Raw genomic sequence first — 16057 nt, 5'->3', positions numbered from 1 at the left:
GTTTTTTCTAAAACTGCTTTACCGTTAACGAACAACGGTGTGTATTATTTTGTGAGTTTTTGCCTCGAAGGTACGGTTTCCCATGGGAGAGGGCCCAAATGATATCGTTCTAAGCCGAAAACATATCCTTTCTGGTGTAAAATAAAGCTTGCGCCGGCTTGGTACTGATTATATTGATCTCTATCAGGTTCACGCCTGGGATCCTCGTACACCTCTGGAAGAATCAGGTATCCACCTTTTGCTGAAAGTATGAAGAAAACGGCAAAAGAGATCGGCCGGTTTTTAAACAATGTCTTAGCTGCATCGGTTTAAACGTTGTCATTTTTGAAAGATAAACGAGTAGTAATTTTAAGATCTACCACAGTTCTTTGAGCTGTGGTTTTTTATTGATAGTGGAGTAATTTTCTTTCTCATTTATCAAAAGCGACCCAAATATATGGTTGTTTTTATGTAGCAAACCAAAAAATGCAATGGCGGCAAAATATCATTTTATTAATAGTGAACTCTATAAAATACAAAGGGTTCAAAATGGAACGAACTACCCACAAAGTGAATAAGATTATACGGCGAATAATTAAATTGCTACATGGTGGTTTTTCGATGAAAATGATGTTTACAATTATTGTGGCCTCCATGCTTGCGATTTGTGAGGGGATTTGATATGTCTGCAATCGATGATAAACACGCGGAGTTGCTTCAAAGCGGGACACTGAATCTTGGTTCTCCGGTCGGTAATGAAGTCAGTTTCGAGGATGGAGGCAGCAAGAGGGTCTACCAGTTCGGCACAATCTACTTTCATCCAAGGGTAGGGGCATTTGAAGTCCACGGTTTGATCCTTGAGAAATATATCGAGCTGGGTGAGAACCAGAGTGGTCTGGGATATCCCATGTCCGACGAAGGCGATAACCCGCATGTACTAATTGGAAGGATGAATCAATTCGAAGCGGGAACACTTAACTACGATCCTGCGATTGGTGTGACGCCCAATTACACGGACCTGCCACTAATACCAGAGGTTGTCGTCAAGATTTCCGATGGATTTCGACTTGGTGTTGATCAAGGAATTTCTCTGGGGCTAGATGACTTCGTTGGCCTCGTTGGCCTTTCTTCTGGAAATCCACTTGTTGAAGCTGTGAAAGCGCTAGTTCCCAATCTGTTCTTCACACGACTTTTTGATGGAGTCGGTTCAGCCGAAATGTCTCGTTTTGTCGCTATCGCCCAGAATTATGAGCAGGATTATAATCCTCCTGTATTCGACAATTTTCTTTTGGTTGCATGTCCTGAAGGTATTAATCCGGAAACCATTGCTAATGTGCTCGGCAAATGGATTGGAGTGGTTGATTACGCCTACGTAATGCCTGAAGCATCCGATCCCACCGTGGTTGGTACATCAAATCCGTTCTTCGTCGGTCAAGGCTATTTGGGAACGGCACCGGTAGGCATAGGTGTTCAATCTGCTTGGGCAAGGGGTGCTGATGGTTCTAGAACACGGTTTGTGGATCTACAGCAGGGATGGCTCTTTAACCATGAGGACTTGCCTAAACCTATTCCGCTTCTCAACGGAGTAAATAGAAGAGAGAGTTTCGCACATGGTGCTGCGGTTCTTGGGATAATGGTTGCGAGGGATGACAATCGTGGAATAGTTGGAATTGCGCCAGAGGCGAAGGCACGTACGATTTCTTACTTTTCGCCAGGAGATGTTTTTAATAGCAGGCGCTCGCGCCAAAGGATTGCCAGCCGCGTGGTAGAAGCCGTCCGTTCGCTAGCATATGGCGATATCCTCCAGCTCGAGGTCCAGCTCGAAGGAACAGTGGCCGGAGTAAGAACATTATTGCCAGTCGAAATTGATCCTGCTGTCTTTGAAGCTATCAGACTAGTCGTTCGTATGGGCATTGTGGTCGTCGAGGCAGCTGGAAACGGAAATGTCAATCTTGATGGGTTTGTCGACGTCAAGGGCAAGCATGTACTTGATAGTGGCAATACTTTGGAGTTTCAGGATTCGCGAGCAATCATGGTGGGGGGCTGTACGTCCGCGGTGCCTCATGCCAAGTTTAGTGACTCAAACTTCGGAAGCCGGATTGATTGTTGGGCATGGGGTGAAAATATCATTACAACAGGTAATCAGAACCAGCCAACTCAGGTCAACGCCTATTGGACCAGTCCATTTTTTCACGGGACCTCCGCCGCTACCCCAATTATCAGCGGGATTTGCATGCTTATCCAGGATCTCCAGATCTTGCTCAACCCGCGACCAGGCCAACTCGGTAAGCTCGGCCCCTTCACTCTGAGGGAAATCTTACGTCGAAGTACCAATGGCACTATAGTTAGTGGGAGCACGCGGGTTATGCCCGATATGGCGAAGATTATGGCTAATGAATATGTGCATTAGCGCCCGAGCCTAAATGTCGAACAAATAATGGCGAGGAAAGCCCCATTACGGCATTATCATAACAGTTTCCTTTACGTGACATACTCTGGGTAAGGTTATGTTCTTTTAATGCCTTTTGGTATTGGGGCATTCTGTAATGCCATCCTTGATCTGAGTGGATAAGCGGCTTTTCTCCACCTGCTAGTCGCTCTAATGCCTTATCCAGCATTGTTTTAACAAGGGAATATCTAGGTCTCGATGCAAGAGTATAAGTAATTATTTCACCATTATATAAATCTAAAATAGGGGATAAATAAAGCTTTTCCCCAAACAATTTAAGCTCTGTAATATCGGTTACCCACTTCTCATTTGGGTTATCTGCCTCGAAGTTGCGGTTCATGATATTCGGTGCAGTTTTCCCGACTTCCCCCTTATATGAACGATATTTTTTCTTACGAACGATACATTTTTGGCTCAACTCTTTCATCAATCGCTGGACTTTTTTATGATTTATTTTATGCCCCTGATTCTTCAATTCAGCCGTAATACGACGATAACCATAGCGACCTTTATGTTTATGATAAATAGCCTGAATCAATGTTTTTAATTCGGCGTCTTTATCTGGACGATCAAATGTTTTAATCCAGTAATAATATGTACTTCTTCGAATGTCAGTAAGTTTAAGTAATGCACCAACAGGAAATTCTAGCCTTAGTTCAAACACTACATTCGCTTTGTCTTGCTTTGTAATTTTTCCTTGCTTTGAACTAAGGCATTCAACTTTTTTAAATAAGCATTCTCCATACGTAAACGTTCCAATTCCACTTGTAATGCTTCAACTGAACCTTAAGCAGATTTTTTCTGGTTTCCTTCCTACATGGCTATCCGCCCCTTTTTCTTAGGTTCTAGGGCGTCTATTCCAAGCGTTTCAAATTGAATTCTCCATTTTCGAATCAAGGCAGGAGAGGTTATATTAAATATTGCCGCTGTTTCATTCGCAGACGTCCCGTAATCATTCATATAATTAAGTACGTCTAGTTTAAACTGTGCGGAATAACTTGTATAGGATTTTTTGAATTCCTCTTCTCCATGATGCTGGTACTGCAATACCCAATTTTCAATCATTGCTTTAACTGTACCGATAGAATCTGCAATACGATCATAACTCTCTTCTCCTATCAAATAACGTTCCACTGCAGCGAGTTTGTCATTTAAATTAAATTTAACCATAGAAAAACTGCACCATATAGTTAGAATGTGTGTCTAACAAATGGGGTGCAGCTCAGTAAGATGGCCGTTTTTAATTGCGCACACCGATTAAATTCATCTTGAAATGTAAGGGTGAATCATTTTTAACGGAGGCTTCCATAAGATACCATTTACATCATAATCGTAATATATATCGACATTTGATCCTTTCAGGACCACCTGATACGGTTCTGGGGACTGCCTAAGGACGATTTCTTGTTCGAATTCTGCAGTGGATTTCACGACGTTATTATTTGGATTTAGTCCTATGGACAGTAGGAGATTATTGGATTGTCGCCCTGGTATTCCTATGAGGTTAGGTACCCTGACATTTTCGAACTGCACAGGCTGGTTAACTCGCGTGTGCGGTTGAAAACGACTCTTGAGGAAAAGTTCTATTGTGCGCTCCACGATGAATTGGAGCCCTGTTATTGCTTCGTCATTATCTAAACTATTCTGAAAGACGACGATGAATTTCTTTTGGGTCTTAAGATCTTCTACGATTGTTCCCTCAGAAGCCACGAATATCCCTGTCTTCAACTTTCCATATCCAATTTTCGTATGTGTTACTCCGTAATTTCTTGGAGGGAAGTTTTTTCTTCGTGTATAGTCTAAAAAAGAAGGGTCATTTCCTGTAGCTGCCGACTCCCATAGCAAGTTTAACATTTCATCTGAGTCACTAGGACTAACTAACGACCCCTGGACTAAGTGTGCATAAAGATTGGCCATGTGAGAACATGTGGATACCTGGGCGGCGTTTGCATCGTTCCTGGTAGGAATATTGATGATGGGTAAAGCGCCCGTAAAGGTTCCGCCAACCCAAATACCTTTCTGCTGGTCTAGGTCAAAGAAACCTGCCGCGTGCAAGGCCCCGTTTATCCAGCTGTAAGATAATGCTTTGATGCAAGCCCCAGCACTCTCATTATAACCTTCGATGATCATTTTTCTAAGATTGGTATTAAACTGGTCACTGAATGTAAACGAGAGGTTCCCCGTGTTCAGAGGGTTCACTTTGAAGATATCTTGATATTTTGGCGCAGTAATGGTACTTCCGAAATCACCTTTTATCTCAGGTTTCAGTTTAGTTAGGATGTTACGAAAATTTTCCATAATTTCTTTATCAAAGTCTGATTTTAACCGTTCAATTAGTGTATTCAATGTTGTGATCCCTAACACCGTTGCTAAGTTATTGACGCTTTTACGCAGTTCATAGGCAGCATATAGAACCCCTACCTTTACGAGACTTGCGGTAAAGAAATTTACTTCGTTAGTAGGGAACGTCCCTGCATGCTTGAATTCTTTAGACGAGTCTGTCTCGTTAATTGCAACAAATGATATGGCGTTTCCCATTACAGGAAATTGAACGAGCGCTTCACCGATAGCAGTAGTTAAAGACGTTTGCAGCATAAAGTCAAAGTTAAGCAGATTTGGGAGAGGGGATGGAAATGGAGTTGTCATTTAGTAATCTCCTTTCTCATTGTAAATCCAAAAAAAACGTTCATTCTCAATTATTCATCATTATTTTTCCCGGTATTTTATACAAACCAATAACTATCTCTCAACAAAACATTTACAGCTATTCATTATTTAGAGTTTGAAAATTGAAAAGGAGGGAGCTAAATTGTCTTATCTTCCATCTCTTATCTATTAAGTGAAGACTATATAAAGACATTATTCTTTCAGGTTCCTACGAATCCATTCTGCAACCTGTGCTCCAGTTGTGAATCTGCCTTGCAAAATGGCTTTCCCCAAATACCAACCCACTAGACTGAGACGCAAATCCTGGTAGCTATTACCACGCTCTTGAACACGGATTTTGAGGAAAATAGGGAGCAGTGCAATCTCAGCTAGATCCATATTTAGAAGTGGATTCGTACCAAGCGCATTTAATGCAATTACGAAAGCAGCTATATCTTCTGGCTTTACACTAAAAAATTGATTACGATAAGAGTTCCATATTTCATAATATAGGGCAGCAGAAGCACCTCCCAGGGGAAGACCCGGCGGAAAGGCAGCCCCTAAAATACCCGCTAGCAAAACATTAGGATCTGGTGATAATTCGTGACCGATGGTTAACCGAAGGGCAACATCATCGTCACTGAGTTCTTTAGGAATTCCGATATGATCACGCATCCGAATTCCTAATACATGACGTGAGACGGTCTCGGGTCGGAATGCAAGACCAACAGCCGTAAGAAAATGTCCAACCTGGTTTCGACTAGAGGGATGAGGGTCTTTAAATCCCTTACCTCCATGGTTCCTATCGCCTTTGAACCCTACATCTTGAAACTCTATGCCTGTTTGCAGGCCGGGGACTATTTTGGATTCGGTCGCATCAAGTATAGCTTTCAGGCGTCCCGGCAGTGTTCTATCGTCCGCAATTTCTTTATCTTCGAACATAAGAGCAAGTGCCTCTGCATCATTGAAACCAGTTGAACTCCTCAAAGTTATGATGCGTTCTTGGTTTTTCGTTATAAATAATCTTCCTTCCCGTCCAACAGGTGGATACAATGTATTTGGAGTATGACCAGCACAATATGTGCTATCCAGTAATTTACCGTTATTACTCTTCCACATTCTTTCAAAACGACAAGGGGAAGAAGATGAAAAAGGATAGGAATATGGTAGTGTGGATATCGTTCTTGGATAGGGATATAGATAATAGATATGCGGTAGGAATGAAGGTGGATGTAAATACAAAATGGGGACCTCCTCATTAAAAGTCCTGATAGTATATTTATTTATGTTCGTTTTAGTTGATTGTCTGTTAAGAAATGGTTATTTTGCCTAACAAGGATTCGTAAATACCCTTTAATATGTCAACAAAGCTACATCTTCATAATATCATTTTTATATAATCAACACAGCCGTCATTTGGTAGAGGGGACAAGAGGGGGTGAATTGGTGGCAAATCAAACATCCTGCCACCAACTACATCTGTTTGAATGATACAAAGGTAAAAGAAAATATTATTATATTAACATTATCAATATGAATCTGTTATAAGTCATATTGACTACAACCTTGGGATTGAACGAGGGTTTTCTATAACATAATTATGATTTCTTTGTCATTCTTAAAAGAATCGTCTTATACCAATATTGTAAGAGAACTTCGTCACCCCCTCCGCCTTTATCGCTTTCCGTAGGTGAATTATACGTTGAGGAGTTCATTGTAGCTGTACGAGAAACTGAAGCAGCATATCCACAAGACAGTCCCGAGCAAATTCTAACTCGAATACGTCAGCTGTACTACCCAGGGACGATGGCTAATATTATCACGGAAACTGCGTCTGACCAGTTGATGCTTAACGCTCCTGTAAGGGAGGCCGATGGCATTACACGACATTTAGTCCGACCTAACAAAGTGTCGGGAACAATGTATAAGCGCCTAACCTCAGTGTCTTACGAGAATTCTGTCCCACCGCAACCTCCGGATAATCCATCACCATATATTGTTGATCCCGAAGGTAACCGTGTAGATATAGGCCACGTCCTGCTCACAATCGATGCTCTTACTCATACAACGACAGGGGAACCATATAAGGGCTTTGGCATACCATCGATCGATCCCGCCTCGTGTGTGGTCGATATTGGGATTGCTGCCGTGTGGGCTGAGCACGACGGTCCACATGCTCCGCGAATTCTTCCCAAGCTTGCTTCCGGAGAACCTGACTTGCCTGGATACTTTGCCATGTCGGCACCAGTATCTGATCTTCTCGGAGATATCGATGGATTTAACATTCTTAACCTTTGGATTGGAATAGGTGGACCACTGTCGGAGGTACTGACATTATATTACCTCGGGGGTGCAAATCAAGAAGCGGCCTATCACCGCCGGTTTCGGACATTCGCAGACAATAATTTCGGTGCCGTTTCAACTTCTGGTACCGAACCTTATGCGGAAGCACTACGGCCATTTTGGTTAAAACGAATTAACCGTTTCTGTGACCTTTATTTCGATGATGGGAAATCATTTTTTTCTTTATCTTATCCTCCGCCAGCAACATGGAGGTATGCCCTTCAAGTACTAGAACGGTTCTTATCCTGGCTATTTACTGGTTATACGATTGAACAGTCAAAACATCCATAAAATTAGGTACCAGTTTATTTTGATTTTCCTATGAATAGTCCCCTTTGTAGCACAGGATAGTATCGGAAGTGTTGCGTCAGTAGGAAAATTGGAACTAAAACCTGGAAGTAGTAATGTCATTCCTGTGAGTGTGGATTTTACATTTGATGTTCGGGATACATCTAATGAACGGCCAAAAAGTACGGTCTAGAGAGGTACTGTAGTTCATATTAGGTCCTGTTTTATGGCAAGACAAACATCATTGAAATTCCAGTAAATTTATTTAAGAAATCAATTCTTTTACGATTTGGAAAATTTTCATCTTAAGTAAAAACACTTTGTTAGGTTTCCTTCGGAAGTAGAGGTTCAACCCCGACCATCGGTATCAAATCATCATGTAAATTCAATAAAATCAACGTTTCGTACATATTGTATGGAACGATTTTGTGCGACGGGCAGTCGCACTTATACTATAAATTAAAGAGCATATAAAATACGGTTTTAAGGTGACGTGTTTTAGCGCAAAAATTATTGATATAGTGAAAAAGCACTCGTTTGTATTCTTTAGATATTAACTGATAGAAGGGAGGTTATATAATCCTCCCCGATGTACTTGTTTAACTCTAACCATATTCAAGAATAATGGTCACAACTTGGTCACGGATTAGATGTTTTTATATTTAATTAGATAAAATTAAATGATATATGTCTGGTTAAAAAGTGCATTAAATCAAGACTCTACGCTATTATATAGGACCAGATAGAAACAAAAGAGATTGTGCCCCTCTAACTTCAAAACTGCTTGAGACCACCGTGTGTGGTCTGGTGGGTTCGATTCCCACGCAGTCCCGCCAAAAAAAACTAAACATATTAAGGGTTTAAGCTGTTTTTGGATGTGTTTTGCCCACAGTTTAAACTGTGATTTAAGAGTGAAAAGTCACCAGTATTTTTTCTAAAAATTACATAGTACTAGTGCGACTGATTTTGTGTGTACAAGTGTGTCAAATCCACCAAATTCATAAATGAGAGGTGGATTTTTTTATGCAAAAGGTTAGGAAAACTCAGCGAAAAGGTTCAAGAAGGGAACAAAATATCAAACTATTCAAACAAAGTGAACAAAAGAGGATTCTGTTTGAAATGTTTGAGCGATTTATTACCTTCAAACAAACTGAGGGTTTAGTAAAGCCTACGATACAAGGCTATCACAGCCCTCATCATATCACCAAGTGTGGGCTATTTGACGCTCTAAAGACTGTCAAATAAGATTTTTCTAAAAATATTAAACAAAAAGAGTAAAATTTTATATATAGTTGTCTGAAATTTCTAATTATAATAAACTTGCAAACATAGTTCTTAACCATCTTGTTCAATTTCCTTAACATGCTAGAAAGTATAAAACTCCTTTGCTTTCTTTCGCTTTTCATCGGTAAATGCACATCTATTTCTCAAAAGGAGAAGCTGTTTATCAAAGTATTTCAACATACGGATTATTAAAAGAGGTACTCAGTTTAGATGCGTTGCGTTATCTCTTTCTAATAATAAAGATTTTCGTTGTAGGGGGTGAAAAGGGGACGTTGCAGAATTATATAGTTACTGCATAAAACCAGAAGTAAAATGGAAGCGGTTACAAATTGTTTAGGACAAATTGACTGGGGAGGAACAGATGGTTGTAAAAAAAGTAATAAGAATTATTTTTATGTATGTTCTTGTACTATCTATAGTAGTAAGCGGATTCGGAGGATTCGCAAACACTACGGTTCATGCTGCTAGCCTTTCAATAACGAACGGTGGAGGTTGGTTTGAAACGGCATATGTAGAATGGTCGCCTGTAAGTGACGCGGCAGGGTATAACGTATATGTTAAATCTGCGAGTGCACCAGATTCTCAATATAAACAAATTGATACTGAATTAATTCGAAGCTACGGATCGTATTGGAGAGCTGACGCTGTAGGCCTTGCAGCTGGAGATTATGTCATGAAAGTTGAAGCAGTACTGTCAGATAGTTCAACAGTAAGTACGGTTTCCAATACGCTGTCCGTAGCCGCACATGACAGATCTGGATTTGCTTTCGCATCAAACTCAACATATGGCACGGGTTCAGGTGCTTATAATAATGATGGAACACTTAAGGCTGAGGCTCAAGTTGTTTATGTAACATCTGAGAATGCACAAACCGTAACTCATGATGTGACAACCAGCAGCTCAGGAGCTGTAACAACAGGTGTGGGTATAGGTAATATTCTGTACCTGAGACAAAAAGGCTATGATAAAACACCGCTTGCCATCCGATTTATTGGAAACATTACAGATGCTGACATGAATGGACAACTTACCAGCAGCGGATATCTTCAAGTGAAAGGTAAATCCAATTATTCGGAAATGAATATTACATTAGAAGGTATCGGGGAAGATACTTACGCTTATGGATGGGGAATCCTGCTTAGGTATGCCGGTAATGTTGAAGTAAGAAACTTAGGTGTTGCGTTATTCCCTGACGATGGTATTTCAATGGATACTGGCAATGTTAACGTTTGGATTCATCATAATGATCTTTTCTATGGAACGGCAGGAGGAGATGCTGACCAGGCAAAAGGTGACGGTTCCACTGACCTGAAAAGTGGATCCACCTATATTACTCTTTCTTACAATCACTACTGGGATGCAGGAAAAGCTTCTCTAGTCGGCTTGAATGAATCAGCAGAATTCTTTGTAACCTTTCACCATAACTGGTTTGATCATTCAGACTCTCGTCATCCACGTATAAGAACAGGAACTGTTCATGTATACAATAACTTCTTTGACGGCATCTCTAAATATGGTGTTGGTGTAACAACAGGAAGTTCATCCTTTGTAGAATCAAACTACTTTAGAAATGCGAAATATCCAATGATGAGTTCCTTGCAAGGTACGGATGCTTTAGGGGAAGGTACATTCTCGGGCGAAGATGGAGGAATGATTAAAGCATACAACAATAGGATTGTTGATGCTGCAAGTCTTATCTATGCCAATTCCGATGCAGGAACAACTCCAGCTCATGAAACATCATTTGATGCTTACTTAGCTTCGTCAAGAAGTGAAACCGTTCCAAGCTCATACAAAACCCTAGTAGGCGGAACAACTTATAATAACTTTGATACTCTCATCGATTTGGGCGTAACTGCAACTGACATTGATGACGTAAGCCTTGTTGAACAAATAGTTACAGCAGAAGCTGGACGACTAAATAATGGAGACTTTACATGGGAATTTGATGATGCCGTTGATGATCGATCGGCTATCCTTAATACAGAACTGATGTCTAAAATAAAAAATTACAAAACCCAACTTGTATCTGTAGGAGGGCATTCAACTCCATCAGATCCAACAGAACCAACAGAACCAACAGAACCAACCGCCCGAAAAATTGACGTATGGGATTTTGGAGGAATCCAAACATCGGGAGATTTATACAACAATAATATTACAGCGGAGGTTCTTAACAGTAAAACGACAATTAAATCCGGTACGTTTGTAACCACTGCATTTGGAGATTTAATCATTGCCAATCCGGTTACAAGTGATAGGTCCTACTATTATGAGTCAGATGGCACTACCGTAGGTGTAAATTCCTCTGGTTTCTGGGGGACTCAAAAGTACAGTTATGATGACGGATATAACGCAAACGGAGTTTATTACGCAAATGGTACGGGAGGTACCGGAAAAAGGTTTTTGACTCTTGATAATGTCATTGCAGGAGATAAAATTACGGTTTATGGTGGAACAAGCAATGGCAATGAAAGCATTCACTTCGTTCACGCAGCAGTAAATGTAAACGGTACCACAGTAACCGTAACACCGGATACTACCGAGGTTCAGGATAGTTCCGCTCCTTTTACTACAACAGCACAAAAGGTTGATTTTACAGCAAAATATTCCGGATCCTATCAAATTTATGTTACGGCAGGTGCAGGTGGAAAACCTTATTTCCAAAGAGTAGTGAGAACTCCTGGAGTTAAGGTAAGTGGTACTGTCAATTTAAACGGCAGTGATATTAACACAGGTTATGCACTTAATTTTACGAATCAGAAATCAGGTGATATAACAACCGTTAATGTTAATGCTGACAATACCTTTGATGCAGTTCTCGGTACGGGCTATGAATATATTGCCACTTTAAAGGATATTGCTAGTTACAGAATTTCCGACGAAACCAAAGTTGTAACCACATCGACATCTGATATTACGACAGGAAAACGTGTTAGTTTGGATGTTATAGCTAACAAGCTTGTCTCTATAAGTGGTAATATGAAGGGCTTTGACAGCAGTTATGATGTGAGTAAATTACAAATTAAATTTACTCCTCCAGACGGAAGCCTTGCCTCACCGATTACAGCAATCGTTAATACAACGGATAAAACATTTAAAGCAGATGTTCAGGATGGAGTGCCGTATACAGCCGTTATTTCGGGTGTTAATGATTATGAAATTGTGGCTGGTGGTAGTATAAATTTAAGCACTGACACCGTTCAGGATATTACAGTTGCTAAAAAATCGGTATATACGGCAACAGGTTCATTCCAGGGATTACCATCAACAGCTGGAATTTCAAGTATTAAATTTACAAATGTTGATGATGGATACACTTATGACGGGACCGTTTCTGATGGTGGATACACAGTAAGCCTTAGAGATGGTGCGTATAACGTTACAGCTGTTAGTTCCGAGAATTATAGTACGAGTTCTCACGTAGTGATTAATGGACAGGATACCACAAAGGATATTTTGTTTGTTAACAATACTAAACCAGAGCCTCTTGCCTGGGTTTCGGATTTGTATGTGGGTGACAGCTCGAAGACCCATAATTACAGTACAGTTAAGGATGCACTTGATGCAGCAGCCCGAATGAACCCAACTGATGAAGCACATAGAATAACCATTCATATCGCACCGGGTGTATACAGGACACAGCTGGTCATAAAAACACCATTTATTTCACTTGTAAATTCTCATCCAAATCCAACGAGTGATCCAAGTACGCAGGTTAAAATTACTTGGTATTACGGAATTGGGTATAAATATTACAGCGCGGGGTCTGATGGCTTCTATGATGGAGAAAATGCATTTGATAAGTATTCTAAGAATATTGTCAGTAAATGGGGAGGTACCGTGTATCTTACCAGTACCGCTACCGACTTCAAAGCTGAAAACATCGTATTTGAAAATTCCTTCAATAAATACATGACAGAAGAGGAATTAGCAGATGGTGTGGAGCTTGCTAATATACCATCCGCAAGCCCAATAAAAGAAGAAAGAAAGTCTTTTACAGATGTTACGTCAAAAGCAGCTACAGAAAGAGCTGCAGCTATGATTATCGAGGGAAACCGAGCAGAGTTTGTTCATTGTAGTTTCCTTGGAAGCCAGGACACACTTTTCACCGGTAACAGCGGTACGAATAGCAGTTATTTTAAAAACTCTTTTATAGAAGGTAACACAGACTATATATTTGGTGATGGAAATGTGGTATTTGATAATGTTACATTGAATTTCGCCGGTTACAGTGATATGGCTGTAGGTGGTTATATAACGGCAGCCAGGGATACGGCATCCTATGGATACCTATTTAGAAACAGTACTGTAACAGCCAGCGGTAAAAATATGCATGCTTCAGGTTTCTTCGGAAGACCTTGGGGAGCAGGAGCTAGAGTTAGCTTTTTAAATACCAAGCTTCAGAGCGATTCTATGATAAACCCCAAAGGTTGGACAGATATGAGTGGCCCACCTGAAAAGGCGAATTTTGCAGAATACAATACGACTTATAATCATTTGGCAGTAGATACATCTCAAAGAAGAGCACCCGTTTTAACTAAAGCACAAGCTGCAGAAATCAATGTTGCTGATTATCTTAGAGGTTGGATACCATCATCTTATATAGCTGACAGTGATACAGCGCCAACATTTAAGGTTGCTCCTTACTTCACAACAGATGATGATATCAATATACCTTACGTCGGTAATACCATTAGCTTGGGTTATGAATTTACTAATCCAAATGATAACGTAAACGACAGTTCTTTAATTCAGTGGTACAGAGTAAGTCCGGATGGAACCGAGACGTTGATCCGTGCAACAACAGCGTATATTTCCAAAACTTACAAGATTACTAGTGCCGATGCAGGCTATTATATCAAGGTTGTTGTTACGCCGGAAACCGTTAATGGTTTGAAGGGCAAACAGATGTCTATTAAACTTGACAACCTGGTTAAGGTTGGCACATCCGGTGGCGGAGGAAATGAGATTCCGGATGGTCAGCGTGTAAATATTTATGTAGCAGGTGATTCAACCGTTAAGACATACGGACCAACCTCAGATACAGGTGGCTGGGGAGAATATTTACAGAAATTTTTCAATTCGGATAAGGTAAACGTTGTTAACTATGCAAACGGAGGCAGAAGCTCAAGAAGCTTTATAAATGAGGGAAGTCTTGATAAAATCGCTTCTACCATTAAAGCTGGAGACTATTTGCTGGTTCAGTTTGGACATAATGATGAAGCAAATCAATCAGGATATCTCTTAGACCGATTTGTTTCTATGGGAGAACCGGATGCAAATGGTATTTATCCTTCCATTCCGGGTGTTGAAGAGGCAACACCGGCAAGTCTTTCACAACAGTATGGCGCAACATTTTATCCATATACTAGCGGTACCTTCAAGTGGTATCTGCAGCAGTATATTGATGTAGCAAAAAATGCAGGTGCAACACCAATTTTAGTTACTCCTGTTTCAAGACAGTATTTTAACACGGATGGCACCATAAGAACTCATCATGATGCTACGGACACCACAACTGGAACGATTACAACTGCCAATAATGCTTATGTAAGAGCTGTTGAACAGTTAGGTGCAGAGCAGGGTGTTAAAGTTATTGATATGTTTGATTTAACAAAAGAGTCCTTTGAAAAAGCATACAAGAATGACCCTGCAGCCACTAATGGAAGCTCGCCTTCAGCAAAGGCATTAATGGTTCCTGCAGATTCCACTCACAATAATAAAATTGGAGGTTTTTACAACGGTGCTTTAATGGCCAAAGAAATACAGGGTCTTGGATATAACATCTCTAACTACGTTATTCCACCTGTAAGAGTAGGCGGTGTAGCCGGTAAGAACAGCGTACAATTTGAAGTGGATTCAAACAGTAAAGTAAGTGTATATATCCCTGATGTAAGCGGTGTTTATACAAGTCAGCTAAATACTTATTGGACTGGTGAGACACAGGCTCTTATTGATCGTCTTTCTGCAGCACCTGTGGATCAAACCGCTCCAGTCACAACCTCCAATGCTCCAACAGATTGGTCGAAAGACGACGTCACCGTCAAACTTGATGTTTACGATAACGAGAGTGGTGTTGCCGAAACCTTTTATTCAATCGATGGGTCTGATTATGTGAATGGTACATCCTTTACAATGGGTTCCGAGGGAGATCATATAGTATCCTTCTATTCTATTGATAAAGCAGGAAATATTGAACAGGCTCATAATCTACATGTTCTGATTGATAAGACGACACCTGTTACAACGGCTGCTGTCACACCAGCTCAACCGGACGGGCTGAACGGGTGGTATATAAATGATATAAAGTTGAGTCTTAACGCTTCTGACATACTATCGGGTGTGGCCAAAACGGAGTATAGCTTGGATGGTGGAAACACTTGGAAAACATACACTGAGCCGATCACCATCAATAAGGATGGAAAATACGATGTAAGCTATCGTTCATTGGATCATGCCGGAAATATGGAAGAGAAGCAAAACATTTCTATTAATCTAGATGCTACTGCTCCTACTATCGATATGACTGGCATTGCAAATGATATTTACAATAATTCCATGGATATCAATCCGCTCATAGAACTCAAAGATAATTTGGCCGGAAATGATAACACAAAAACAACAATAGTATTGGATGGAAACACCGTAGAAAATGGGAAGACAATTCCTCTTTATACTCTGCCACTTGGTCAGCACGAGTATAGCGTAACAGCATACGATTTGGCTGGGAATATGGTAACCCAAGTTGTTAAGTTCCAAACTACTACGAGCATCCAATCATTAAAGGAATTAATTAAACGCTTTACGGAAGCCGGATGGATAGATAGTAAAGGCACAGCAAATAGTTTGGAGAGCAAGCTGGACGCGGAAAATTTGGCTGCATTTTTGAATGAAGTTCAGGCTCAAAGAGGCAAGCATATTTCTGTACAATATGCAGATTATCTCATCCGAGATGCTGAATACTTGTTGTCCAGTAAATAAATTATTATTGAAAGGTCTAGCTCAAAAGACATATTTTGCTCCCCCTTTTTTATGAAGGGGGAGCTTACACATGCGAAAGAAAG

Annotated in this window: 6 protein-coding genes and 2 pseudogenes; 5 read left to right on the top strand and 3 right to left on the bottom strand. The window is 40.5% G+C overall.

The window, feature by feature from the left end:
- Positions 1 to 55 precede the first annotated feature (55 nt).
- Positions 56 to 226: pseudogene (locus tag ACRX5O_RS06125) on the top strand (aldo/keto reductase); the annotation flags it as partial.
- A gap of 435 nt (positions 227 to 661) precedes the next feature.
- Complete coding sequence (locus ACRX5O_RS06120; protein ID WP_433905121.1) at positions 662 to 2389, top strand: S8 family serine peptidase; 1728 nt, start codon at positions 662 to 664, stop codon at positions 2387 to 2389.
- A gap of 43 nt (positions 2390 to 2432) precedes the next feature.
- On the opposite strand, the pseudogene ACRX5O_RS06115 reads toward ACRX5O_RS06120, so the two are convergent.
- From ACRX5O_RS06115 to ACRX5O_RS06105, 3 genes and pseudogenes are all read right to left on the bottom strand, one after another.
- Positions 2433 to 3598, bottom strand: a pseudogene (locus ACRX5O_RS06115) (IS3 family transposase); the annotation flags it as partial.
- A gap of 93 nt (positions 3599 to 3691) precedes the next feature.
- A complete protein-coding gene (locus ACRX5O_RS06110) occupies positions 3692 to 5074 on the bottom strand; it encodes a PASTA domain-containing protein (RefSeq protein ID WP_433905120.1) in 1383 nt (460 codons plus the stop codon).
- A 213-nt stretch (positions 5075 to 5287) separates the two neighbouring features.
- A complete protein-coding gene (locus ACRX5O_RS06105) occupies positions 5288 to 6316 on the bottom strand; it encodes a hypothetical protein (RefSeq protein WP_433905119.1) in 1029 nt (342 codons plus the stop codon).
- 564 nt (positions 6317 to 6880) lie between these two features.
- Here ACRX5O_RS06105 and ACRX5O_RS06100 point away from each other — a divergent pair.
- The 3 genes from ACRX5O_RS06100 to ACRX5O_RS06090 all read left to right on the top strand — a co-directional run bounded on the left by ACRX5O_RS06100 (position 6881) and on the right by ACRX5O_RS06090 (position 15974).
- Positions 6881 to 7708, top strand: coding sequence for a hypothetical protein (locus ACRX5O_RS06100; RefSeq protein ID WP_433905118.1), 828 nt, complete (start codon positions 6881 to 6883; stop codon positions 7706 to 7708).
- Positions 7709 to 8728: 1020 nt separating this feature from the next.
- Positions 8729 to 8950, top strand: coding sequence for a hypothetical protein (locus ACRX5O_RS06095; RefSeq protein ID WP_433905117.1), 222 nt, complete (start codon positions 8729 to 8731; stop codon positions 8948 to 8950).
- 400 nt (positions 8951 to 9350) lie between these two features.
- Positions 9351 to 15974, top strand: coding sequence for a pectinesterase family protein (locus ACRX5O_RS06090; protein ID WP_433905116.1), 6624 nt, complete (start codon positions 9351 to 9353; stop codon positions 15972 to 15974).
- The last annotated feature ends 83 nt before the right edge of the window (positions 15975 to 16057 follow it).

It is taken from the genome of Robertmurraya mesotrionivorans (assembly GCF_050971805.1).
In the GTDB taxonomy this organism is placed as follows: domain Bacteria; phylum Bacillota; class Bacilli; order Bacillales; family Cytobacillaceae; genus Robertmurraya_A.
Note: the sequence above shows the minus strand (reverse complement) of the source record. Positions and strands in the feature narration are given on the sequence as shown.

Excerpts from the sequence above, each read along its gene's own strand:
- ACRX5O_RS06120 (WP_433905121.1), top strand. The coding sequence starts at position 662 with ATGTCTGCAATCGATGATAAACACGCGGAGTTGCTTCAAAGCGGGACA.
- ACRX5O_RS06100 (WP_433905118.1), top strand. The coding sequence starts at position 6,881 with ATGGCTAATATTATCACGGAAACTGCGTCTGACCAGTTGATGCTTAAC.
- ACRX5O_RS06110 (WP_433905120.1), bottom strand. The coding sequence starts at position 5,074 with ATGACAACTCCATTTCCATCCCCTCTCCCAAATCTGCTTAACTTTGAC.
- ACRX5O_RS06090 (WP_433905116.1), top strand. The coding sequence starts at position 9,351 with ATGGTTGTAAAAAAAGTAATAAGAATTATTTTTATGTATGTTCTTGTA.
- ACRX5O_RS06095 (WP_433905117.1), top strand. The coding sequence starts at position 8,729 with ATGCAAAAGGTTAGGAAAACTCAGCGAAAAGGTTCAAGAAGGGAACAA.